Origin of the sequence: Amycolatopsis tolypomycina (genome assembly GCF_900105945.1) — a bacterium.
GTDB classification, from domain to species: Bacteria; Actinomycetota; Actinomycetes; order Mycobacteriales; family Pseudonocardiaceae; genus Amycolatopsis; species Amycolatopsis tolypomycina.
On sequence record NZ_FNSO01000004.1, the window covers coordinates 7,739,638 to 7,760,516 of the forward strand.

General features: G+C 72.3%; 25 protein-coding genes. 9 read left to right on the forward strand and 16 right to left on the reverse strand.

All coding sequences use genetic code 11. The features are described from left to right. Positions 1 to 61 precede the first annotated feature (61 nt). Positions 62 to 517: a winged helix-turn-helix transcriptional regulator gene (locus tag BLW76_RS45385; protein ID WP_091318652.1), complete on the forward strand. Its 456-nt coding sequence runs from the start codon at positions 62 to 64 to the stop codon at positions 515 to 517. Between the two features lie 239 nt (positions 518 to 756). Here the strand turns inward: BLW76_RS45385 and BLW76_RS45390 are convergent, their stop codons facing one another. Continuing rightward, positions 757 to 1,203, reverse strand: coding sequence for a MarR family winged helix-turn-helix transcriptional regulator (locus BLW76_RS45390; RefSeq protein ID WP_091318654.1), 447 nt, complete (start codon positions 1,201 to 1,203; stop codon positions 757 to 759). Between the two features lie 49 nt (positions 1,204 to 1,252). On the opposite strand from BLW76_RS45390, the gene BLW76_RS45395 reads away from it, so the two are divergent. Both BLW76_RS45395 and BLW76_RS45400 read left to right on the forward strand, forming a co-directional pair. Continuing rightward, positions 1,253 to 1,720 carry a DUF1579 family protein gene (locus BLW76_RS45395; RefSeq protein WP_244170625.1) on the forward strand — a complete coding sequence of 156 codons (468 nt, stop codon included), beginning with the start codon at positions 1,253 to 1,255 and terminating at the stop codon, positions 1,718 to 1,720. 41 nt (positions 1,721 to 1,761) lie between these two features. Beyond that, entirely contained in the window at positions 1,762 to 3,675 is a 1,914-nt protein-coding gene (locus BLW76_RS45400; protein ID WP_091318657.1) for an ABC transporter ATP-binding protein, read from the forward strand. Between the two features lie 107 nt (positions 3,676 to 3,782). Here BLW76_RS45400 and BLW76_RS45405 read toward each other — a convergent pair whose 3' ends face one another. Further along, a complete protein-coding gene (locus tag BLW76_RS45405; RefSeq protein ID WP_208613507.1) occupies positions 3,783 to 4,538 on the reverse strand; it encodes a 2-keto-4-pentenoate hydratase in 756 nt (251 codons plus the stop codon). Next, positions 4,535 to 5,326 carry a 2-keto-4-pentenoate hydratase gene (locus tag BLW76_RS45410; RefSeq protein ID WP_091318659.1) on the reverse strand — a complete coding sequence of 264 codons (792 nt, stop codon included), beginning with the start codon at positions 5,324 to 5,326 and terminating at the stop codon, positions 4,535 to 4,537. Before BLW76_RS45410 ends, BLW76_RS45405 begins: the two co-directional genes overlap by 4 nt. A 139-nt stretch (positions 5,327 to 5,465) precedes the next feature. Here BLW76_RS45410 and BLW76_RS45415 point away from each other — a divergent pair, with 139 nt between their 5' ends. The 3 genes from BLW76_RS45415 to BLW76_RS45425 are packed head-to-tail and all read left to right on the forward strand — an operon-like array spanning position 5,466 to position 7,023. Beyond that, positions 5,466 to 5,969 carry a VOC family protein gene (locus BLW76_RS45415; protein WP_167384942.1) on the forward strand — a complete coding sequence of 168 codons (504 nt, stop codon included), beginning with the start codon at positions 5,466 to 5,468 and terminating at the stop codon, positions 5,967 to 5,969. Positions 5,970 to 6,025: 56 nt separating this feature from the next. After that, the gene (locus tag BLW76_RS45420; RefSeq protein WP_091318662.1) at positions 6,026 to 6,598 is read left to right on the forward strand and encodes a hypothetical protein; all 573 of its coding nucleotides are present in this window, start codon (positions 6,026 to 6,028) and stop codon (positions 6,596 to 6,598) included. Positions 6,599 to 6,621: 23 nt separating this feature from the next. Then, positions 6,622 to 7,023 (forward strand): CoA-binding protein, encoded by a 402-nt coding sequence (locus BLW76_RS45425; protein WP_091318664.1) that lies wholly within the window; start codon positions 6,622 to 6,624, stop codon positions 7,021 to 7,023. Here BLW76_RS45425 and BLW76_RS45430 read toward each other — a convergent pair. From BLW76_RS45430 to BLW76_RS45485, 12 genes are all read right to left on the reverse strand, one after another. Further along, positions 7,020 to 7,547, reverse strand: a complete 528-nt coding sequence (locus BLW76_RS45430) for an NHL repeat-containing protein (protein ID WP_091318665.1) — start codon at positions 7,545 to 7,547, stop codon at positions 7,020 to 7,022. The genes BLW76_RS45425 and BLW76_RS45430 overlap by 4 nt on opposite strands. 74 nt (positions 7,548 to 7,621) lie before the next feature. Beyond that, the gene (locus BLW76_RS45435; protein WP_091318666.1) at positions 7,622 to 8,182 is read right to left on the reverse strand and encodes a GvpL/GvpF family gas vesicle protein; all 561 of its coding nucleotides are present in this window, start codon (positions 8,180 to 8,182) and stop codon (positions 7,622 to 7,624) included. Continuing rightward, positions 8,179 to 8,505 carry a gas vesicle protein GvpJ gene (gene gvpJ / locus BLW76_RS45440; protein WP_091318668.1) on the reverse strand — a complete coding sequence of 109 codons (327 nt, stop codon included), beginning with the start codon at positions 8,503 to 8,505 and terminating at the stop codon, positions 8,179 to 8,181. The genes BLW76_RS45435 and gvpJ (BLW76_RS45440) overlap by 4 nt, the downstream gene beginning before the upstream one ends. Further along, positions 8,502 to 8,759 carry a gas vesicle protein K gene (locus BLW76_RS45445; protein WP_091318670.1) on the reverse strand — a complete coding sequence of 86 codons (258 nt, stop codon included), beginning with the start codon at positions 8,757 to 8,759 and terminating at the stop codon, positions 8,502 to 8,504. The genes gvpJ (BLW76_RS45440) and BLW76_RS45445 overlap by 4 nt, the downstream gene beginning before the upstream one ends. Beyond that, positions 8,756 to 8,986 carry a gas vesicle protein GvpJ gene (gvpJ, locus tag BLW76_RS45450; protein ID WP_091318671.1) on the reverse strand — a complete coding sequence of 77 codons (231 nt, stop codon included), beginning with the start codon at positions 8,984 to 8,986 and terminating at the stop codon, positions 8,756 to 8,758. Before gvpJ (BLW76_RS45450) ends, BLW76_RS45445 begins: the two co-directional genes overlap by 4 nt. Beyond that, entirely contained in the window at positions 8,979 to 9,713 is a 735-nt protein-coding gene (locus BLW76_RS45455) for a GvpL/GvpF family gas vesicle protein (RefSeq protein WP_091318673.1), read from the reverse strand. Before BLW76_RS45455 ends, gvpJ (BLW76_RS45450) begins: the two co-directional genes overlap by 8 nt. Next, positions 9,710 to 9,988 (reverse strand): gas vesicle protein, encoded by a 279-nt coding sequence (locus BLW76_RS45460; RefSeq protein ID WP_244170626.1) that lies wholly within the window; start codon positions 9,986 to 9,988, stop codon positions 9,710 to 9,712. Before BLW76_RS45460 ends, BLW76_RS45455 begins: the two co-directional genes overlap by 4 nt. 38 nt (positions 9,989 to 10,026) lie before the next feature. Further along, the gene (gene gvpO, locus BLW76_RS45465) at positions 10,027 to 10,329 is read right to left on the reverse strand and encodes a gas vesicle protein GvpO (RefSeq protein ID WP_244170627.1); all 303 of its coding nucleotides are present in this window, start codon (positions 10,327 to 10,329) and stop codon (positions 10,027 to 10,029) included. Positions 10,330 to 10,557: 228 nt separating this feature from the next. Next, positions 10,558 to 11,238: a response regulator transcription factor gene (locus BLW76_RS45470; protein ID WP_091318677.1), complete on the reverse strand. Its 681-nt coding sequence runs from the start codon at positions 11,236 to 11,238 to the stop codon at positions 10,558 to 10,560. Next, complete coding sequence (locus BLW76_RS45475) at positions 11,238 to 12,626, reverse strand: sensor histidine kinase (protein ID WP_244170628.1); 1,389 nt, start codon at positions 12,624 to 12,626, stop codon at positions 11,238 to 11,240. The genes BLW76_RS45470 and BLW76_RS45475 overlap by 1 nt, the downstream gene beginning before the upstream one ends. Before the next feature lie 158 nt (positions 12,627 to 12,784). After that, positions 12,785 to 13,501 (reverse strand): type 1 glutamine amidotransferase, encoded by a 717-nt coding sequence (locus BLW76_RS45480; RefSeq protein WP_091318681.1) that lies wholly within the window; start codon positions 13,499 to 13,501, stop codon positions 12,785 to 12,787. Next, a complete protein-coding gene (locus BLW76_RS45485) occupies positions 13,494 to 14,690 on the reverse strand; it encodes a MurT ligase domain-containing protein (RefSeq protein WP_091318682.1) in 1,197 nt (398 codons plus the stop codon). Before BLW76_RS45485 ends, BLW76_RS45480 begins: the two co-directional genes overlap by 8 nt. 1,098 nt (positions 14,691 to 15,788) lie before the next feature. On the opposite strand from BLW76_RS45485, the gene BLW76_RS45490 reads away from it, so the two are divergent. From BLW76_RS45490 to BLW76_RS45500, 3 genes are read left to right on the forward strand one after another with little or no spacing between them, the layout of a single operon-like run. Further along, entirely contained in the window at positions 15,789 to 16,571 is a 783-nt protein-coding gene (locus tag BLW76_RS45490) for an IclR family transcriptional regulator (RefSeq protein ID WP_091318684.1), read from the forward strand. Positions 16,572 to 16,588: 17 nt separating this feature from the next. After that, positions 16,589 to 18,277: an L-lactate permease gene (locus BLW76_RS45495; RefSeq protein ID WP_091318686.1), complete on the forward strand. Its 1,689-nt coding sequence runs from the start codon at positions 16,589 to 16,591 to the stop codon at positions 18,275 to 18,277. Between the two features lie 10 nt (positions 18,278 to 18,287). Next, positions 18,288 to 18,842 (forward strand): HD domain-containing protein, encoded by a 555-nt coding sequence (locus BLW76_RS45500; protein ID WP_091318687.1) that lies wholly within the window; start codon positions 18,288 to 18,290, stop codon positions 18,840 to 18,842. Here BLW76_RS45500 and BLW76_RS45505 read toward each other — a convergent pair. Further along, complete coding sequence (locus BLW76_RS45505) at positions 18,839 to 20,788, reverse strand: DUF1707 domain-containing protein (protein ID WP_091318689.1); 1,950 nt, start codon at positions 20,786 to 20,788, stop codon at positions 18,839 to 18,841. The genes BLW76_RS45500 and BLW76_RS45505 overlap by 4 nt on opposite strands. Positions 20,789 to 20,879: the final 91 nt, after the last annotated feature.

Genomic DNA, 20,879 nt, shown 5'->3' on the forward strand with positions numbered 1-20,879 from the left:
AGACTCCAGAACCGTAGCAGTCTCAGTTCCTTAAGGGAACCCCAAGTGCTAATCTGGTCGCATGCAGCGCACGAACTTCAGCGAACTGGCCGCGTGCTCGATCGCGCGCACCCTCGACGTCATCGGCGAGCCGTGGTCACCCCTGATCCTGCGCGACGTGTGGGCCGGGATCAGCCGGTTCGAGCAGCTCCAGGCGGACCTCGGCATCTCGCGCAAGGTGCTCACCGAGCGGCTCAACCACCTGGTGGCCGAGGAGGTCCTCGAGCGCCGCCCGTACGACCGCCGCCCACGCTACGAGTACGTGCTGACGGAGAAGGGCACAGAGCTGGTCGACATGCTCATGGCCATGACCCGCTGGGGCGACAAGTGGCTGGCGGGCAAGGCAGGCCCCCCGGTGCTCTACCGCCACCACGCCTGCGGCGAAATAGCCACGATCGACCTCCACTGCACCCACTGCGGCAAACCCATGCACGCCGGCGACGTGGACCTCCTGCCCGGCCCAGGCGCGGCCCGCTGAGCCACGGCAAGCGACGGACCAGACCCGCCGGCATCCCGCGGCCGCCCGGCCCCGCACGCCTCGCCGAGCCCAGCTACAGCCGACCGGCCCCAGCCCGGGCCCGCCGTGCACCACGCCAGAGCGACCGCGCCTCAGCCACCCCAACGACCCCAGCTGCGGCCGGCCCCGGCACGCCCGCCGACCGCAACCACCCAGCCACCCCCAGCGAACCCGACCGCGGCCACCCCACCAGGCGCCGCTCACAGCAACCGCGGCTGAGCGACCGCCTCCCGCAACCGCCGCAACGTCCGCAGCGTGGTCTCCAAATCCGCCGCCGGCACCTCGGCCGCGATCTCCTCCGCCCACGCGACCTGCGCCTCCCCCAACTCCCGCAGCGCCGCCCGCGCCCGCCGGGTCAACACCAGCAGCGGCGCCCGCGCGTCGGCCGGGTTCGGCAGGCGGTCCAGCATTCCGTTGCGCAGCAAGCGGTTCACCGTCTCCTGCACACTCTGCCGGCGCAACCCACGACGGCGGGCCACCTCCGCGGCCGTCGCCGGGCCGTCCTCGAGGAAGCCCAGCACCTGCCACTGGGCCGCCGTGAGCCCGACCGGTGCCGTCAGCGCGTCGCCCGCGGCGAGGAACCCGCCGTTGCAGGCGAAGACCGCGTCGATCACGCGGGTGAACGTCTCGGCTCGATGGGACCGCATGCGTGCTAGTCTCGCACATCGACAGGTACCTGTCGAAATGGAGACGACCATGGACATGCCCCGCCTCGGCCCCCCGCACGAAGCGCTGAAGGCCCTCGTCGGCGACTGGACCGGCACCGAAGAGCTCGCCGCCTCGCCGTGGGCACCCGCCTCGACCGCGCGCGCCGACTGCGAATACCGCTTGGCGCTCAACGGGTTCGCCGTGGTCCAGCACTACCGGCAGCACCGCGAGGACGGGTCGGAGTTCCTCGGCCACAACGTCTTCACCGCCGATCCGGCCACCGGCGAGACGCTCTGGTACGGCTTCGACAGCTACGGCTACCCGCCCGAGTCGCCCGGCCGCGGCCGCTGGACCGGCGCGACGCTGACCCTCGAAAAGCACACCGCGCGCGGGGTGGCCCGGCACCGGCTCACCCCGGACGGCGGCACGCTGACGCACGAAATCGACATCCGGATGGGTGAAAACCCGGAGTACCGCCCCTTTCTGCGGGCTCGGTACACCCGGAAGGGCCAGTAGCGGGCCAGAAACTGTCAGACCCCCGGAGTACAGATGAGGGCGTGTCCACAACCACCGGCCCGCCCCCGCTGATCGGGGTCGAAAACGTCAAGATGCCCGAGTGGGCACGCGTCGACGAACGCGTGGCCGCCGCGGGCTTCGCCCAGGCCGTGCGCACGCTGCCCACGGCCATCTCGGTCGTGCTGCGGCTGGCGTGGCGCACGTCGCCACGGCTGACGCTGCTGGCCGCCGTCGTGCACGTCGTCTCCGGCTGCGTCACCGCGTTCGGGCTGCTCGCCACCGCGAACGTCTTCACCGCACTGCTCGAACAGGGCCCGACGCCGGAGCGGGTGCTGCAGTCGCTGCCGGCGATCGCGGTCGTCACCGGGTCGTACGCGGCGCGGGCGGTGCTGGACGCCGCCGTGGCCGCCGTCGAGGGTGCGTTGCGGCCACGGGTCACCGCCGCGGCGGACGACGCGGTGACGGCGTCGGTGGTGCGCGTCGGGCTGATCGCGTTCGAAGACGCGGACTTCCGGGAGCTGGCCCGGCAGGGCGCGCGGTTCGGGGTGCGGGCCATCGAGACGAGCCTGCGCCGGCTGGCCGACCTCACGTCGTCGGTGATCTCGCTGGCGGCGGCGATGATCACGGCCGGGCTGCTCAACCCGTGGCTGGCGCCGGTGCTGCTGCTCGCCGCGGCGGCCGACGGCTGGGCCGCCGCGCGTGTCGCGAAGCTGAACTACCGGCACTTCCTGGACACCGTCGGGCGCAACATCCGCAAGTCCGTCGTCGAAGAGGTCGCCACCTGGCGCTCGATGGCCCTCGAACGGCACGCACTGACGCTGCAGGAGCCGCTGCTCGGCGAGTACCGGCGCATCTCGCGCAGCCTCATGCGCGAGGAGATCCGGCTGGCGCACCGGAGCAACCTGGTGCGCACCAGCGGGCGGGCCGCGGCGGGCTTCGGCACGGCCGTCGCGTACCTCGTGCTCGGCTGGCTGCTCTACACCGGCGCGATGGAGCTGGCGCTGGCCGGCACGGCGGTGCTGGCGATGCGCACGGCGTCGACGGCGCTGTCCAACACCATGCGCGCGGTCAACTCGCTGTACGAGGACTCGTTCTACATCGGGTTCTACAACCAGCTGCTCGAAGAATCCCGGAAGCGGCAGCCACCGCCGATGTCGGTGACGGCGCCCGCCGACCCGGCCGAGATCCGGCTCGACGGCGTCACGTTCACGTACCCGGGCCGGGAAAGCCCGGCGCTGCGGGACATCTCGCTGACGATCCGGCGCGGCGAGGTGGTCGCGCTGGTCGGCGAAAACGGCTCGGGCAAGACGACGCTCGGCAAGCTGCTCACCGGGCTCTACCCACCGGACGAGGGCACGGTCAGCTGGGACGACGTCGACCTCGCGCGGGCCGACCCGGCCTCGGTCCACGCGAACATCGCGGTGATAGCGCAGGAGCCGGCGGAGTGGCCGATGACGGCGGCGAACAACATCACGGTCGGCCGCCTCGGCCGGCCGGACCCGGAGCGGCAGGCGTGGCGCGAGGCGGTCGACTACTCGGGCGCGGACGAAGTGATCGCCGCCCTGCCCGCCGGCGAGAAAACCGTGCTGTCGAAGAAGTTCGACGAGGGGCACGACCTGTCCGGCGGCCAGTGGCAGCGCATGGGCATAGCGCGCGGCATCTACCGCGACGCCGCGGTCCTGGTGGCCGACGAACCCACGGCGGCCCTCGACGCCCGCGCCGAAGCCCGGGTGTTCGCGGGTCTCCAGCACGCGAGCCGCTCGGGCCGCGGCCGCCGCACGACGGTCCTGGTGACCCACCGCCTGGCCAACATCCGTTCGGCCGACCGGATCCTGGTACTGGAGAAAGGGAGATTGATCGAGCAAGGCACCCACGACGACCTGATCCGAGCGGGCGGCGTCTACCACGAGCTGTACGAGATCCAGGCCCGCGCCTACCGCAACGGCTCGCCATGACCGCCCCGCACACCCGGACAGCCGGGCCGGTACTCGTCACTCGCGTGATTGGAGACGGAACTCGCGTGATTGGGCGCGCATCTCGCGTGATTGGAGGGTCGACACGGTCAGGTGGCGAGGGTCAGGGAGCCCAGGTGGGAGAAGTGGGCGGCGACGCGGGAGGTGCCGCGGAGCGGGACCGCGTCCGTCATGCCGCCGGTCAGCACCAGCCAGCCCGGCTCCAGGGCCAGGCCCCGGGCCGCGAGGACGTTGGCCGCCAGGGCCAGCGCCTCCGCCGGGTGGCCCAGCACGGCCGCGCCCGTGGCCGTGTCGACGATCTGGCCGTCGACCTCCAGCAGGGCCGCCTCCAGGGACAGGTCCAACGAAGACGGAGGAACGCCGACCGGGCCCACGCTGAAGTACGCCGACGAGCCGTTGTCCGCGACGGCGTCCGGGAGTGTGAACCGGTAGTCCGCGTACCGGCTGTCGATCACCTCGATGCCGCCGTGCACGCGGTCGACCGCGGCCAGGGCCGTCGCCGCCGTCACGCCCGGGCCCGCCAGCCGGCGGCCCATGACGAAGACCAGTTCCGGCTCCGCGCGCGGGTGGATCAGCGGCGGCACGGGGACGCCGGCCGGCAGCACCATCGCGTCCGTCAGCCAGGCCAGCAACGGCGCGTCGATGCCCATCCGCTGCTGCTTGGCCCGGGACGTCAGGCCCAGCTTCACCCCGACCAGCGTCTCGCCGCGGGCCCGGCGCTGCCGCAGGGCCTCGTCCTGGATCGCGTACGCCGTGTCGACGTCCAGGTCCGCCCACTCGGCCGAGAGCGGCTCGCGCTCCGAAGCCGTCTCCAGCAGCGAAGCCGCCGCCTCGCGCACGTTCATGATTCCTCCGAAAACACCGCTGTCACGCTGCCGATCCCGGCGATGGTGGCGACGATCGTGTCGCCCGGCGAAACCGGAATCGCGCGGGTCATCGATCCCGGCAGCACGACGTGCCCTGGTTCCAGGGTGACGCCGAGCGGGCCCACCGTGTTCGCCAGCCACACCAGCGAGTTCAACGGCGAACCGAGCACCGCGCCGCCCGCGCCCGTCGCCGCCACCGTGCCGTTCTGGTACAGCACGCACCCGGCGAGCCGCAGATCCACCGAACCCAAGGAAGTGGGGCTGCTGCCCAGCACCACCCCGCCGGACGACGCGTTGTCGGAGATCGTGTCGAACAGCGAGATCTTCCAGTCCTGGATGCGGGAGTCGACGATCTCCAGCGACGGCAGCACGAACTCGACCGCGCGGACCGCGTCGGCGACCGTCACGCCCGGGCCGCGCAGGGCCGAGCCGAGCACGAACGCGATCTCCGGCTCGATCCGCGGCTGCAGGAACGCCGACGTCGGGATCGGCTGGTGCTCCAGGTGGAACATGCTGCCGGTCAGGTGCCCGTAGTCGGGCTGGTCGACGCCCATCTGCCGCTGCATCGCCGCCGACGCGAGGCCGACCTTGTGCCCGCGGACGGCGTCGCCGCCCTCGACCCAGTGGCGCACCTGCTCCTGCTGGATCCGGTACGCGTCCTCGACGCCCGCGTCCGGGTACGTCTTGATCAGCGGCTCGATCGGCTCGCGCGTGGCATAAGCCCGCGCCAGCGCCGAGGCGGCCTCCTGCACCTTGCTGACATCCACCTCCGCGACTCTGCCGTGCCGGCCGCGGCCACACAAGCGAAGTTGTTCCGGCCAGCGGAACTCTCGCCACGCAATCTCTTGCGCGCGAGATAAATCGGGCGTACCGTCGAAGGCACCACCAGGAAGGGACGTGAGGGACATGGCACCGACCCAGGCCGAGGTCGCCAAGCTCGCCGAGATCCGCGACGAGCTGCGGGAGCGCCACCTGCGCCCGGCCGCCGAACGCCCGGCGACGAACGGGCGCGGCATCCACCACACCGCGCTGATCTCCAGTGACGTCGAGCGGACCATCGAGTTCTACCAGGACATCCTCGGCTTCCCGCTCACCGAGCTCATCGAAAACCGCGACTACCCCGGCTCCAGCCACTTCTTCTTCGACGTCGGCAACGGCAACGCGGTCGCTTTCTTCGACCTGCCCGGCCTGGACCTCGGCCCGTACGCCGAAGTCCTCGGTGGACTGCACCACCTGGCCCTGTCCGTCACGCCCGAACGGTGGAGCGCGATCAAGGACAAGCTCGACGAAGCCGGCGTGCAGTACCTGCTGGAGAGCAAGACCTCCATCTACCTGTCCGATCCGGACGGTGCCCGCGTCGAGCTGATCTCCGACCCGCTCGGCGAGATGTACGGCGAGAAGATCGGCTGAAAGCGTGGTCCGGGCGTCGCGCGCCAACTAGCCTGTGCGCGACGTCTGGAGGTCCGATGCCCGACTGGTCGCTCTCCCGCGCGAAGGCGCGGCTCGATCACCGCGAGCTGCTCGACGAACTCACCGCGCGCACCCGGTTCGAGGTGCGGCTGCACCTCAACGAGCCGGCCACGAACGGTGCCTACGACGAGCTCACGAGCATCTTCGCGATCGGGCACGGCGAGTGCGCCGCCCTCCTCAGGCACCACCGGCTGCTGCCGTGGTGGGAGCGCGCGCTGCTGTTCCGGTACGCGCGGCGCATGCACGGCAAGGCGATTACGCGCAGTGTCGGCGTGGTTCCCGCCGAGGTCGCGCCGCAGGCGGCCCGCGCGTTCGGCGCCGAAATCGCCGAGCTGGCCCCCGGCTCCGGGGACACCGGCGCGAAGTACGACCTGCAGGGCCGGGGCCTGCTGACCGTGTTCCGGATCGCCGTCGGGGCCAAGGGCGAGATCTGGCCCGACCGCCACGAGGTGGCGACGACGTCCGCCCGCAACATCCTGACCTGCGCCGCGACCTTCGCCCGCCGGAAGCCGTGGCACGTCGTGTGGCCGGTCTACCGGGTGCGCGGGCTGCGGCTCTGGAAGCTTTGACCCTCGCCGCGCGTTCTCCCGGTATGAACGCAGAGGACATCCTCCGAGACGCGAAGACCATCGCCGTCGTGGGCCTGAGCCGTGACCCGGCGAAGGCGGCGCACGGCGTCCCCGCGGTCCTGCAGGCCCACGGCTTCCGGATCATCCCGGTGCACCCGACCGCGACCGAGCTGCTCGGCGAAAAGGTGTACCGGTCGCTGAAGGACATCCCGGAGCCGGTGGACCTGGTCGACGTCTTCCGGCCGTCGCCCGAAGCGCCGGGCATCGCCGCCGACGCCGTCGAAATCGGCGCCAAGGCGCTGTGGCTGCAGCAGGGCATCGTCTCCGCCGAAGCGCGCCGCATCGCCGAAGCGGGCGGGCTCGCCTACGTCGAAAACCGCTGCACCGCCGTCGTGCGCGCGACCGCCTCGATCTCGAAGAGCTAGCCAGACGCTCCGAAGTGGACGATGCGGTGGTTGCCCGGCTCGGCGACCCAGACACCGCCCGCGCCGTCACCGGCCACGTCCCGCGGTGAGCCGATCGGCTCCGCGGTGTCGGACAGCGCGGCGCCGGTGCGGGTGTCGAACCGGGCGACGCGCCCGGTGTCGTCGACCAGCAGCCGTCCGGCGTGGTCCAGCGCCACGGCGCGGGGCCGGGCCAGGCCGCCGAACTCGCGCACGAACCCGCCCTGCCACGAGAACTGCACCACCCGGTGGTTGCCGGTGTCGGCGACGTAGACGTTGCCCGCCGCGTCGACCGTGACCGCTTCCGGTGCCTTGAGCCGCCCGGCCAGGACGCGCACGAGCGCGCCGTCGCCGGTGAACGCCTGGACGCGGTCGTTGCCGGTGTCCGCCACCCACACGCGGCCGCGGGTGTCGACGGCGATCCCGGACGGCGCCCGGAACTGCCCCGGCCCGCAGCCGGGCCCGCCGAACGCCCGCGGGAGCGCGGCGACTTCACTGCTGGTCACCGCATCAGGATCACCGGCCGGGAACCGCGGCGGCCAGGGCCGGGACGAGTGTTCAGCGACTGTTCCACCCCCGCTCACCAGCTCCAGCGGGAGCACGTCCGCCGGTCGAGGAAGCTGTACGCGGGCAGCGGCCCGAGCCACTCGGCCTGGACGCCGTCACCGCCGGCGAGCCCGGCGACGGTGTCCCGGACGACGAGCAGGTCGCCCAGCCCGACCAGGAACGCCCACCGCTCATCGGCGCTCTCGCCCGCCGGCAGCGCCACGGAGTCGCGGGCCCGCTCGGCGACCTGGGAGAGCAGGACGTCCGAGCGGGCGGCTCGCCAGGCGGATCCGGGTTCGGTGAACCGCAGGCAGACGTGCACCTCGGCCAGGCCGTCGAGCCGGTCGAGGTCGGCGCGGTAGGTGTCGGCGGCCGGGGCGAGCACCTCGGTGCGGACGGTCTCCTCGTCCTCGGCCACGGTGCCGAACCGGACCGGCAGCACCGGACCGCCCTCGACGAGCGCGGACACCACCGCCAGGTGCGCGGCCGGGTCGGGCTCGGGATCGCCGACGACCATCGCCAGGTCCTCCCAGCACACCGTCCGCGGTGCCCGCGGGTGCCCGGCGCGGACGACGCCGAACAGCTGGAGCGTCACTGCTGGTCGACGGGGATGGCGGGCTCCACCGGGACGGCGACGGCGGGTGTCGGTGGCGGGGGCGGGATCAGCCCGACGGTCTGGTCGAGCCCGATGGAGACCTGCCCGGGGTTGGGCTGCTGCGCCTGCGCGGTCACCCGCTGCATCGCTTCGAGGTAGCGGATGTAGGTGTCGACGCTGGCGATCACGACCCTGGCCTCGATCGACAGCAGCTCGATCCCGATCAGGGACACCTTCACCGTGGCATCGATGACGAGTCCCTTGTCCAGCAGGACGTTGAGGGTGTCGGTGAGGGTGCCACCGGTCTGTCCCGGTCTGGTCACTTCACTCCTTCGGTCGCGGCGATGTCGGCTGGGATGTCGGCTGGGATGCCGTCGAGTGCGGCGCGGATCTCGGCGAACCGGAGCTCCAGCGCGATCAGGGCCTGGCCGAGCGCTTCGACCTGGTCCGGGGTGAGGGTGCCGGCGTCGAGGCGCCGCAGCGCCTGCCGCTCCAGCACTTCCTTGAGGATGTCGAGCACGGTGACCACCAGGTGGCCGAGCCCGCGGCCGGCATCGGCGGCGATGCGCTCGGTCATCGGTGCGTCCCGTCGATGCCGAGCAGCAGCAATCGCAGGTCGAGCCGCACCAGATCGATGCCGGCGAGCGAGATGATCACGTCCCCGCTGACGACGGCGCCGCGGTGCACGACCCGGTCGAGCAGATCGACGATCGCTTCGGCGGTGTTGGTCCCGCTCGGCGTGACGACCTCGGCGAGCAGGTCGCCACGGCCCGGCGCACCCGCGAACAGGTCGCTGTCAGCCATGGGCCGCCGCTCCGAGTTCGAGGTCCGTGAACGAGTACGGCGGCCACGGTCCCGATGTCTCCACCGTGGCCCCCGCCGCGCTGAGCTCGCGGGCGAACCACTCCACCTCCGCGTGGAACGCCGCCTCGCGGCCCGTCTCCACCAGGTACGCCGTGTTCACCAGCACGCCGTGCGGCCGGGCCCGCTCCACACTGTCCGCCGCGTGCCGACGCAACGCCTCCTCGAGGCGCCCGGCGGTGCCGGCCACGTCTTCGCGGGCGCGCTGGATCGCCCGCAGCCGTTCGCGGCGCCGCACCAGGTACTGCGTTCCGGTCAGGCCCGCCGCGTCCGGCCGGGTCGTCGCGGCCGGCTCGGTGTGCCGCACCCGGACGCCCCACTCCCGGTGCCCGGCCACCTCGTCGAGACAGTCGCGCGCCTGGTCGTAGCCCGCCTCCAGGAGCCGGCGGGCGGCGGCCTCGCCGTCGAGCACCGTGCCGAACCGCAGCGGCAGCACCGGTTCGCTGCGGAACACCGCCCGCACCACGGCGTCGTGCTCCCGGGCCAGCTCGGCGAGCGTGCCGTCGACCGGGTCGAGCGTGTCGATGCGGTCGAAGCGCGTCGGCGCCACCTCGGAGACGACCACGCCGAGGTCGCGGTAGCCGATGAGCCGCGGCACCGGGCCGATGTCCAATGTGGACGGGCGGTTGCGGGTGATCGCATACGCGCACAGCCAGTTTCCGGTGGTCACCGGGGTTCTTCCCTCCCGCCCGGCACGGGCAGCCGGGCCTCCAGTTCGGCGACGCGCGCCGCCAGGTCGGGCGCCCCGAGTTCACCCCGCGCGGCATTCGGCGCGAAGAACGGATCGTTCGTCCACCAGTCCATGCCCATTTCGCGGGCGGTCTGCGCGGACGCGATGAACAGCCGGATCCGCAGGGTCAGCAATTCGACGTCGACGACGCTGACGCCGATGTCACCGGCGATGACGACACCCTTGTCGAGTACGCGTTCCAGAATGTCCGCCAACGAATCGGACGAAGGGGCCAATCGTGTCGACCTTCCTTTCAGGAATCGGTGGTGCCCCGCGTGAACCGCCGCAGCCGCTCGCACGCGCCGAGCTCACCGTCGGCTTCGATGTCCACCCGGTAGGTGGCCATCACGCTGGTGGAATCCGGGATCCGCGCCAGCTCCACGACGTCGATGAGCACGGACCAGCCGCCCTGACCGCGGCCGCGGATCCCGGTCACGGCGTGCGGGGTGAGCCCGGTCACCATGCCGAACTGGGCGGTCGCCGCTTGAATGGCGTCGGCGGCGCGCAGCCGGGAAACGGATTTCCCGGCGGCTTCGGGGGAAGTTTTGTTTTGCACAGAGTCGTTTTGGGCAGGGAGCGGCAGTGGCGATTCCGTCATCGCTTTCCTCGTCGCGGGTGAGGGTGCCCACCGTAGCAACACGAAGGATCAAGCGCAGCGCCGCCGAGGGACGGCATTTTTCACCGGTTCGCGGGAATGATTGGGCGATCCGCGGCAAGCGGCGGGAGCAAATGGCGCAACCAGCGGGCGCCCGGCGGCACCAATTTCCGGAAAACGCCCCGTTGATTACGATCGAGTAACGTCTACCAGGCGGTAGCCCACGCCGCGGACCGTCTCGATGGTGTGGGTGCCGAACGGCGTGTCGATCTTCCGCCGCAGGTACCCGATGTAGACCTCGACGACGTTCTCGTCGCCGTCGTAGTGCGCGTCCCAGACGTGCGTCAGGATCTCGTTCTTCGACAGCGCCGTCCCGGCCCGGCGCAGCAGGAACTCCAGCAACCCGAACTCCCGCGCGGTCAGCTCGATCCGCTTTTGTCCCCTGTGGACGGTACGGGCGGCGGGGTCGAGCCGCAGGTCGCCCGCCTCCAGCACGGCCGGCCGGGCCGGCGCGCCGCGGCGCAGCAGCGCCCGCAGCCGGGCGATGAGCACGACGAAGGAGAACGGCTTGGACAGGTAGTCGTCGGCGCCGAGGTCGAACGCGTCGGCTTCGTCGTACTCGCCGTCCTTGGCCGTCAGCATCAGCACCGGCGTCCAGTTCTCCGCCGCCCGCAGGCGCTTGAGCACCTCGTAGCCGGACAGCTCGGGCAGCATGATGTCGAGCACCACGACGTCGTAGGCGTGCTCGGTCGCCCGCCACAGGCCCTCGCGCCCGGTGTGCGCGACGTCGGCGGTGAAGCCCTCGGCGACCAGTCCCCGCCGCAGCGTCTCCGCGAACTCGCGCTCGTCCTCCACGATCAGCAGGCGCACTACTCCTCCTTCGGCAGGTCGATCACCGGCAGCTCGATCACGAACCGCGCGCCGGGCTCGTCGGACTCGGCGTAGCGCGCCCGGCCGCCGTGGCGCGCCGCGATGCCGGCCACGATCGGCAGGCCCAGCCCGGTGCCGCCGTGCCCGCGCTGCCGCGACGCGTCGAGCCGGACGAACCGCTCGAAGATCCGCTCCCGGTCGGCTTCCGCGACGCCGGGGCCGTCGTCGCTCACCTCGACGACGGCGAGGTCGCCGCGCACCGCGCTGCTGACGCGGATGCGCGAGCGCGCGTGCCCGCGCGCGTTGTCGACCAGGTTGCGCACCGCCCGCCGCAGCTGGGCCTCGCTGCCGTGCACCTTCGCCGGCCCGGCGCGGACCTCGACGTCCGCCGTCGTCTCGCCGCGGACCCGCTCGGCTTCGGCGCGGACGATGTCGTCGAGGTCGACCTCGGTGCGCTGCGGCCGGTCGGTCGCGTCGTCGGTGCGGGCCAGCATGAGCAGGTCGTCGACGAGCTCGCGCAGCCGCGCCGTCTCGCGGCCGATCACCGGCACCAGGTCGCCGGTGCTCTCCGGGTGCCGCCCGGAGACGTCGAGAGCAGTGCTTATCGTCGAGAGCGGTGATCTCAGTTCGTGGCTGGCGTCCGCGACGAACCGGCGCTGCGCCGCCTGGGCCGACGCGAGCCGGGACAGCATTTCGTTGAGCGTCACGGCCAGGCGGTGCACCTCGTCGCCGCCCGGCGGCAGCGGCACGCGCGCGGCGAGGTCGCGCGTCGAGATCTCGGCGACGGTCCGGCGCATCCGCTCGACCGGCCGCAGCGCCGACCCGACCGCGCGGTACACCGCGAGCCCGGCGATGGCCAGCAGCGGGACGGCGATCAGGCCGAGCAGCAGCGTCAGCCGCGTCGAGGCCTCCGTCACGGGTTCCAGCGAGCGCGCGGAGATGACGGTGAACGGCCCGCCCGGCCCGGTCACCTCCTGCGACACGACGCGGTAGTCGTCGTTGTCGCCGTTCAGGCCGAGCGGCAGCGTCTCGACGATCTCGTGCCCGACGACGGGGCGGGCCGTGGTCAGCGCCGGGTGCCCGACGATCGCCGGGTCGCTCGCGATCGGCGTACCGCGGGCGTCGAGCACCTGCGTGACGGCCTCGGTGTCGCCCGTGCTGGCGACGTCGCTCGCGCTCAGGTCGCGCGCGCCTTCGCGGATGAGCTGGATGGCCACCTGGCGCCCGGTGCTGCGGGCACTCTCGGTGACGCTGCGGTCGAGCGACTCCTCCAGCAGCAGCACCACGACCACGCCTGCGGCGGCGATGGCCAGCGCGAGCGCGAACACCGCCACGGCGGTGGTGCGCATCCGGACGCCGGTCGCGGCGATCACCCTGCCCAGTCTCACCAACGCAGCGTAACCGGCCCCCAGCGCCCCAATGTGGCGTTGGTTGCGTCCAGCGCACCCAATGTGGCGTTCGGTGCGTCCAACGCACCGAACGCCACATTGGGGCGCTGGCGGGTGGCCAACAGCGGTGGCCGGGGAGGCAGGCTGGACCACGGGGCTCACCGGCGGCGGCGTGGGACGGCGAGCCGCTCCCCGCGCAGGCGCTCGACTTCGGGCACGCGCAGCGGGCCGAGCGGGTGCCCGACCGTCCAGGCCAGCAGCAGGTCGGCCAGCGCGGGGTTGCGGGCGAGCGCCGGGCCGTGCAGGTAGGTGCCGACGACCCGGTCCGTCACCGCGCCCTCGGTGCCGTCGCCGTTGCCGGTGCCGCGCACGACCCGCCCGAGCGGCGCGCTGTCGGCGCCGAGCTTGCTGGCGCCGAGGTGGTTTTCGAAGCCGGTCAGCGACTCGCCTGCCAGGAGCTCCGACGGCGTCGCGACCAGCTCGGCGACCGCGCGCTGCTCGCCGGGTTCGGTGGTGACGTCGAGCAGGCCGAGCCCGTCGTGGTCGACGCCGTCGAGGCCGCGGAAGCGGGTGCCGAGCACCTGCAGGCCGGCGCACACGCCGAAGACCACCGCGCCGGCCGCGACCGCGCGCCGCAGGCCAGGGTACTTCCGCAGGTGCGCGGCGGCGAGCGCCTGGGCGCCGTCCTCACCGCCGCCGAGCAGGTAGAGGTCCAAAGTGGACGGCACTGGCTCGCCGAGCCCGACGGGGACCACTTCGGCGTCCAGCCCGCGCCACTGCAGCCGCTTGCCGAGCACCTGGGCGTTGCCGGTGTCGCCGTAGGTGCCCAGCAGTTCAGGCAGTAGAAGTCCGATGTGGACGGTCGAGTCAGCCACCGGGCAGCCTGCCCACCAGGTCGCGGAACGCGGTGTAGTTGGCGACCAGCTCGACGGCGCCGGGCGGCAGCGCGTCGATCGCGGTGACCGGGTCCGGCTCGGCCCAGTGTGCGACTTCGGCGTAGCAGAGCCGGACGGACAGGTCGGCGCCGCGCTCGCCGGTGACGACCACCTGGCGCCCGCGGAGCCGTTCGAAGTGCACGTCCCACAGCCAGGACAGGTCGCGGCCGTCGGCTTCCTGGGCATTGACCGCGACGACGACCGGGGTGTCCTCGTCCAGCACGCGCAGCGTTTCCACCCAGCCGGCCGGGTTCTTGGCCAGCATCAGCCGCACGGAGTGCCGCGACCGCCGGATCGTCCGGTAGCGGCCGCCGATGTCGGTGATGGTCCGCAGCCGCGCGGCGGCGGTGTGCGGCGGCACGCCGAGCCGGTGCGCGGCGGCGAGCGCGAGGGCGGCGTTCGCGCGGTTGACCTCGCCGGGCAGCCGCAGGTCGAGATCGACGTGGCGGCCACCGGGCGTCCGGACGAGCTCGCCGTCGAGCGTCCAGGCAGGTTCCGGCCGGGCGAGCCCGCACGCGCAGCAGCTCCAGTGCCGGCCACGGGTTTCGACGCGGCCCTCGCAGCGCGGGCACGCGGTCGAGTCCCCGGTCCACCGGCGCCCGGCGCCGACCCAGACGGGCTTGGCGGCCGCGCTCGCCGCGGAGGTCACCAGAACGTCATCACAGTTCGCGACGACGACGGTGTCGCCCAGCTCGGCGACGGCGGCCCGCAGGTCGCGTTCGGTGGCGCGGACCTCACCGACCCGGTCGAGCTGGTCGCGGCTCAGGTTCAGCAGGACGAGCACGGCGGGCCGCACCTGGTCGGCAACCCAGGGCAGGTAGGTCTCATCGACCTCGAGAACGGCGTAGGGGGCGTCGGGCCGAGCGGTCAGGGCGGCGAGGACACCGTCGGGCATGTTGGCACCGTCGCTGTTGGCGGCGACCTCGGCGAGCGTTTCGAGCGCGCGGGTGAGCATGAGCGAGGTCGTGGTCTTGCCATTGGTGCCGGTGACGAGCACGACGGTGCGTTCCCGGCCGAGCCGCCGCAGGGCGCGCGGATCGAGGGCCAGAGTGACCCGGCCACCGATCATGCCACCGCGGCCGAGCCCGGAGCTGCGCGAGAGCCACGAGGTCAGCCGCCCGGCGGCCACGGAAGCGCGGGTACGGAGGGGACTTCGGACGGACACCGCCTGGATGCTGCCCGGTGGCCGCTGTGAGTTTCCTGAGTTGGTGGCGCGGGTCTCGACGGCTTGGGACCTTGCCGCGGACCGCGCTGGTGACCTGTGGCGGGACGGATCTGCCTGGCCGGGGGCCGCGGGGATGGGGCGACCGCGGCGACGGGGGAAGACCGCGGGGACGGGGAGGACCGCGGCGGCCAGGACGGGAGCCGGCGACGGGGCAGGGCGGGACGAGACAGGGCAGGGCAGGCAGGACAGGGCGGGCCAGGCGGGGCGAGGCGAGCCAAGGCGGGGCGGGACGGGCCAAGGCGGGGCGGGGCAAGCGGGGGCAAGGCGGGCGGGGCGGGACGGGCCAAGGCGGAGCGGGGCAAGCGGGGGCAAGGCGGGCGGGGCGGGGCGGGGCGGGGCAGGGCAGGGCAGGGCAGGGCAGGGCAGGGCAGGGCAGGGCAGGGCAGGGCAGGGCAGGGCAGGGCAGGGCAGGGCAGGGCAGGGACGAGTAAGCCAGGGACGGGAAGCCGGCTGGCGACCCGACCCGCACCCCACCCAGACCTCCCCCGCCACCCCGATCCGAAGCCGAAACACGGCCGGCAGCGCCGGGTCAAGGCACGCTTTCCCGCCTTGACGCGGCGCTGCCGACCGTAGTCACAATTCCGGCTTCGGGGTGGTGGGCACCGAGCCGCCGACCAAGGCGATCTGCCACGACCCAGGCCCCAGCCCGCGGGGGCGCCCCCCGGGTCCAGCGTATCGACACCCCCCGACAACAACGGCAAAAGAACGCCACCCCGAACCGAGTTGTCCACATTGCCGCGACCCCGTGGACAACCCTGCCCCCACATTCACACATATGAACAACCACCGTCGAACTTGTCGAACACAACTGGTCGACGCCTCCGCAACCGCCATAGGTAGGAAACTTAACCATCGGATGTTGAACCAATTAGCATCCACAACTACTCGCATTGTTGCGAGTCATTCCAAGATCTTCCGCAGATTCATCGGAGGTGTTACCGTCCAACCCCAGCCAGCGGCAAGGTGTTCCGCTGAGCGGGAATTCGTCCAACGGAGGACAGCGTGGGACCTGAGCGCGGGCTTGAACAAAGCGGGACTCTCGAACGCGGCCTCGCCGTGCTGGAGCACGTCGGCCGGCATCAGGAGATTTCCACCAATGCGATCGCGCGGCAACTGGGGCTTTCCCGCAGCGCCGCCTACCGGATCGTCGGCACCCTCAAGAACCTCGAGTACCTCGAGGCCGACCAGGTCACCGGGCGGGTCCGGCTCGGCACCCGGCTCGTCGAGCTCGGGGCGCGGGCCATGGCCGCCACCGATCTGCACCGGTGCGCGCCTCGTTACCTGGCCTCGCTCGCCGAACGGTCCGGGGAAACCACCTACCTGGCCGTTCCCGACAACGACACCATGGTCTACGTCGCCACCGAACGCAGTGCCAGCGCCGTCACCCTCGCCTGCCGGCTCGGCACCCGGCGGCCGCAGCACGCGACCTCGCTCGGGAAGGCCTGGCTCGCCGCGCTGCCCGAGGCCGATCGGCTCGAACGCATCCGGCGGATGAAGCTGGACTCGCTCACCCTCAAGACCATCGTCGACCCGCACCGGCTGCTCGACGAGCTCGCGAAGACCAGCCGGCGCGGGTGGGCCGTCGACGAGGTCGAAAACGAGCCGGACGTCGGCTGCGTCGCCGCCGCCGTGCGGGACCACTCGGGGCGGCCCATCGCCGCCATCAGCATTGCCGGGCCCGCGCCGCGCGTGCTGCGCCGGCTCGACGAACTCGGCGCCTCCGTCGCCGGGACCGCCGCCGCCCTGTCCCTGCGGCTCGGGTACGTGCGGAGCCGGCCCGCCTGAGCACAGAAGGAGCCGACGTGACCTGGATCCAGGACTACCAGCCGGCGGGCGGGCTGTGGGTTTCCGCGCTGCTCGCCGCACTCCCGATCATCGTGCTGCTCGTGTCGCTCGGGGTGATCCGGTTCTCCGCGCACCTCTCCGCGGCGCTCGCACTGGTGACGGCGCTCGGCGTCGCCCTCCTGCTGTACCGGATGCCGGCCGCGCTGGCGTTCGACTCCGCCGCGATGGGCGTCGTGTTCGGCGTCTGGTCCGTCGCGTGGATCGCCTTCCACGCCGTCTACTTCCACAACGTCACCGTCGCCACCGGCCGGTTCGACGCCATCAAACGCGTGCTCGCCGGGTTCAGCGAGGACCGGCGGCTGCAGGCGCTGCTCATCGCGTTCAGCTTCGGCGCGCTGCTCGAAGGTGTCGCGGGCGGCGGGTCGCCGATCGCGATCACCGCGGCGATGATGGCCGCGCTCGGGTTCCCGCCGGTGAAGGCCGTCGTGCTGGCGCTGCTGGCGAACACCGCACCCGTCGCGTTCGGCGGGCTCGGCAACCCACTGATCGTGCTCGGCAGGCTGACCGCGCCGATCATGCACCTCAAGCCGGACCAGGCGACCGAGCTGTTCTCGGCAGCGGTCGGCCGTCAGGTCCCCGTGCTGGCGCTGATCATCCCGGCGTTCCTGGTCGTCGTCCTGGCCGGCTGGAAGCGCATGCTCGAGGTGTGGCCGGCCGTGCTGACCGCCGGACTCGCCTTCGCCGCCATGCAGTTCGTCGCGTCCAACTACATCAGCGCCAGCCTGGTCGACGTCCTCGCCGCGCTCACCGCGATGGCCGCGCTGTGGATCCTGACCCGGTTCTGGCAGCCCGCGACGGTGTGGCGCTTCGACGGCGAAGAAGCCGTCCCGGCCAAGAGCCTCGGCGCCGCGCAGGCCGAGCGCGGCGCGCTGTACGCGTGGCTGCCCTACGTCATCCTGATCCTGGCGATCTTCCTCACGCGGATCGGCACGATCTTCAAGAACCTCCCCACCTGGCTCGACCTGACGAAGGTGCTGCACAAGGCCGACTGGGTCTTCGCCTGGCCGGGGCTGCACAACCACGTCGTCCAGCACCCGCCGATCACCGCGAAGAACGCGCCGTACGCGGCCACGCTGACCGTCGACTTCCTGTTCTCGCCGGGCACGGTCGCGCTGCTCGCGGCCGTCATCGCCGGGTTCGCGATGGGCGGGCGGCCGAAACTGCTGCTGACGACGTACCGCAAGACGCTGCACCAGATGCGCTGGGCGCTGGCGACGATCTTCATGATCCTGGCCATCGCGTTCGTGATGAACTACTCGGGCGCGACGCAGACGCTGGGCCTCGCCCTGGCGACGACCGGCGCGGTCTTCCCGCTGTTCTCGGCCTACATCGGCTGGCTGGGCGTGTTCCTGACCGGCTCGGACGCGTCGACGAACAGCCTGTTCGGCCCGATGCAGGTGATCTCGGCGCAGCAGCTCGACCTCAACCCGATCCTGGCCGGCGCGACGAACACGTCCGGCGGCGTGATGGGCAAGATGATCTCGCCGCAGAACCTCTCGATCGGCGCGACGGCGATCGGGCAGAGCGGCAAGGAGGGCTCGCTGCTGCGGCAGACGTTCCTGTGGTCGCTGCTGCTCACCGCGGTGGTCGGCGTGATTTCGCTCCTCCAGGCGACGATCCTGACGGCGATGATCCCGTCGCCCTAGGCTGGGCGGCATGAGCTCAGATGGTCTCGCGTCCTTCGGCTACGAACTCGGGCTCCTGAAGCGCATCAGGAGGTCCGGCTGGTGGCACGCGGGGGTGCGCGACCCGGAGTCGGTCGGCGAGCACAGCCTCCGGGCCGCGCAGCTGGCCGCGCTGATCGCGGCTGAGGAAGGAGCGTCGCCGGAACGGGCGGCGTTCCTGGCCGTCTGGCACGACACGCAGGAGACGCGCACGGGCGACCTGCCGCTGACGGCGGGCGACTACCTGCGCAAGCCGGAACCGCGGCAGATCACCGCCGACCAGACGGCCGCGCTCCCCGAACGGTCACGGGACCTGGTCCGCGAGGCCGTCGACGAGTACGAGACCCGGGTTTCGCCGGAAGCGTTGTGCGCCAAGGACGCCGACAAGCTGGAGATGCTGCTGCAGGCCCTCGAATACCGGGACATCGGCGTCCGGCCGGTCGACGAGTGGATCGAGTCCGCGCGGAAGGGACTCAAGACCGAGACCGCGCGGAAGATCGCGGAAGCGGCGTTGACGTTGTCCCCGCTGTCCTGGCGAGGCCGCTAACCCAGCCGGCGAACCCCCACCGTGGCGTGGTCGGTGGCCGGCCCCAGGACCAAGGTCCGGTCCGGGAGCACGACGGCACCGAGGACGTCGCCCCGCAGCGCGCGCCGGTACGGCAGGACGGCACCGTCCCGCAGGTCCCACGCCATCGTGTTCTCTTGGGAGTCGGCGGCGACCACGACCGGGGTGCCATCCGGCAGCGACGTGCACACCACGGCTTCTTTCGGGTGGGCCAGGCCGGCGATGGTGTGGAGCGGGGCGCCGCTCCGCAGGTCCCAGACTCGGATCGTCTTGTCCGCTCTCGCGCACACGGCAACCGGGGTCCCGTCGGGGAGCACCGCGGTGTCGATCGAGCTGACGGGCTCGGTGCGGCCGGTCAGCCGGAACCGCATCACCCCGGTCTTCAGGTCCAGCACCCTGACGTGTCCGTCCCCGCCCGCGACCACCACGACCGGCGTGCCGCCGGGGAGCACCACGGGGACGGCCTTGCGGAAGGAGTGGTCGTCGGAACAGTGGTGGAGCAGCCGGTGGTCTCGCAGGTCCCACGTCTGGAGCGCCTTGAACCCGTTGTGGGCGAACGCGACCGGAGTGCGGTCGGCCAGCGAGAAGCACCGCACCCCGCACATGTCCTTGGCGGGTCTCGGCAGTGCCCCGCGCGGCGACCCGTCACGGAGGTCCCACACCTTCGCCGTCCGGTTCGGGCTGACGGTCACCGCGACCGGGACACCGTCCGGCAGCACCATGGCCGAAACGCCCAGCACCTCGTGGGTGTGCCCGTTGAGCGTGTGCCGCAGCGTGTTGTCCGTGAGGTCCCACACCTTCGCGGTGTCGTCCCGGCCGCCGGTGATCGCCACCGGGGTGCCGTCGGGCAGCACCAGAGTCGCCAGTGCCGCGAGGCCGCCCTGGTGCCCGCCCAGCGACCGCTTGCGCGGCGGCGCCTCCTCCCGCCGGGCAACCGGCGCCGGCTCTGCCGTCTCTTCTGTCTCCGAGGAAAGCTCTCGGGCCGTCTCCAGGGCATTGGCGGCCGCGACGGTGCGGACGCCCCACGCCAGGAGCCCGACGATCACGATCGCCGAGCCCACCCCCACGACGATGGCCGCGGACGTGAAGCCCGAGTTCGCCAGGAAGAGGAAAAGGAAGTACAGAGGAAGAAAGGCGATACCGGCGCTCGCGGCGGCCCGCTGGCCGGCACGCACAGTCGGCACCCACCGCTTCCTGGCGACCTCGGCAGGCGGCGCCGGCTCCGCGGAGGTCGACGGCGACGGCAGGTCCGCCACCACTCTCGCCAGCTCGTCACGCAACCGGGCCGCATACACCGTGCGCACCCGCTCGTCGAACTCCGACAGTTCGAGCAGCCCCGCCTCCACGGCGTCCTGCAGTTGCGCGACAACGGCTTCCCGGTCGGCGTGGGACGCGCGCGGCGAACGCACCCCGCCCGCGCCCGCGGGCAGATCGGCCACGAGGGCGGCGAGTTGGGCATCGGTCGTCGCCCGCCGGACGGCCGCCAACCGGTCGTGCTGTTCGGCCGGATCCAGCAGGCCACCGGCGACCGCAGCCTCGATGCGCGTGACGGCCTGATCGCGTTCGGCGTGACTCGCCTTCGCGTCCAGGTCACCGACGACGGCCTTGACGTCGGCGTACGTCACCGCCCGGTTCAGCAGTTCCTCGGCGTCGGCGTAAGCGCTTGCGGGGAGCCGCCCGTCGATCAAGGCACCGGCCAGCTGGACCAGCGCCCACTCCCGGTCCGCGGTGGAAATCCGGTCGGGCAGATCGGCAACGGCCGGCGTCAGGTCCTTCCGCACCTTGGCCGCCTGCACGACCACCACTCGCCGTTCGTACTCGGCCAGGTCGATCCGGCCTTCCCGCAACGCTTTGTCCAGCTTGCCGGTGGCCTCCGCGCGGGCGTCGTGTCCGATGCGGACGTCCGCACGAGGTGCACTGCCTGCCATCGCGGGAGCATAGCGAGCAGATCCGGCAAATCGGAACGGCTGACGACCCACTGCCGCCGCACGGGCCGGCAACAGGGCGCGCCTCGCGGGA

Bases quoted from the DNA above. Each gene is read 5' to 3' on its own strand.
- BLW76_RS45385 (WP_091318652.1), top strand. From the start codon at position 62: ATGCAGCGCACGAACTTCAGCGAACTGGCCGCGTGCTCGATCGCGCGC.
- BLW76_RS45390 (WP_091318654.1), bottom strand. From the start codon at position 1,203: ATGCGGTCCCATCGAGCCGAGACGTTCACCCGCGTGATCGACGCGGTC.
- BLW76_RS45395 (WP_244170625.1), top strand. From the start codon at position 1,253: ATGGACATGCCCCGCCTCGGCCCCCCGCACGAAGCGCTGAAGGCCCTC.
- BLW76_RS45405 (WP_208613507.1), bottom strand. From the start codon at position 4,538: ATGAACGTGCGCGAGGCGGCGGCTTCGCTGCTGGAGACGGCTTCGGAG.
- BLW76_RS45415 (WP_167384942.1), top strand. From the start codon at position 5,466: ATGGCACCGACCCAGGCCGAGGTCGCCAAGCTCGCCGAGATCCGCGAC.
- BLW76_RS45420 (WP_091318662.1), top strand. From the start codon at position 6,026: ATGCCCGACTGGTCGCTCTCCCGCGCGAAGGCGCGGCTCGATCACCGC.
- BLW76_RS45425 (WP_091318664.1), top strand. From the start codon at position 6,622: ATGAACGCAGAGGACATCCTCCGAGACGCGAAGACCATCGCCGTCGTG.
- BLW76_RS45445 (WP_091318670.1), bottom strand. From the start codon at position 8,759: ATGACCGAGCGCATCGCCGCCGATGCCGGCCGCGGGCTCGGCCACCTG.
- gvpJ (WP_091318671.1), bottom strand. From the start codon at position 8,986: ATGGCTGACAGCGACCTGTTCGCGGGTGCGCCGGGCCGTGGCGACCTG.
- BLW76_RS45500 (WP_091318687.1), top strand. From the start codon at position 18,288: ATGAGCTCAGATGGTCTCGCGTCCTTCGGCTACGAACTCGGGCTCCTG.
- BLW76_RS45505 (WP_091318689.1), bottom strand. From the start codon at position 20,788: ATGGCAGGCAGTGCACCTCGTGCGGACGTCCGCATCGGACACGACGCC.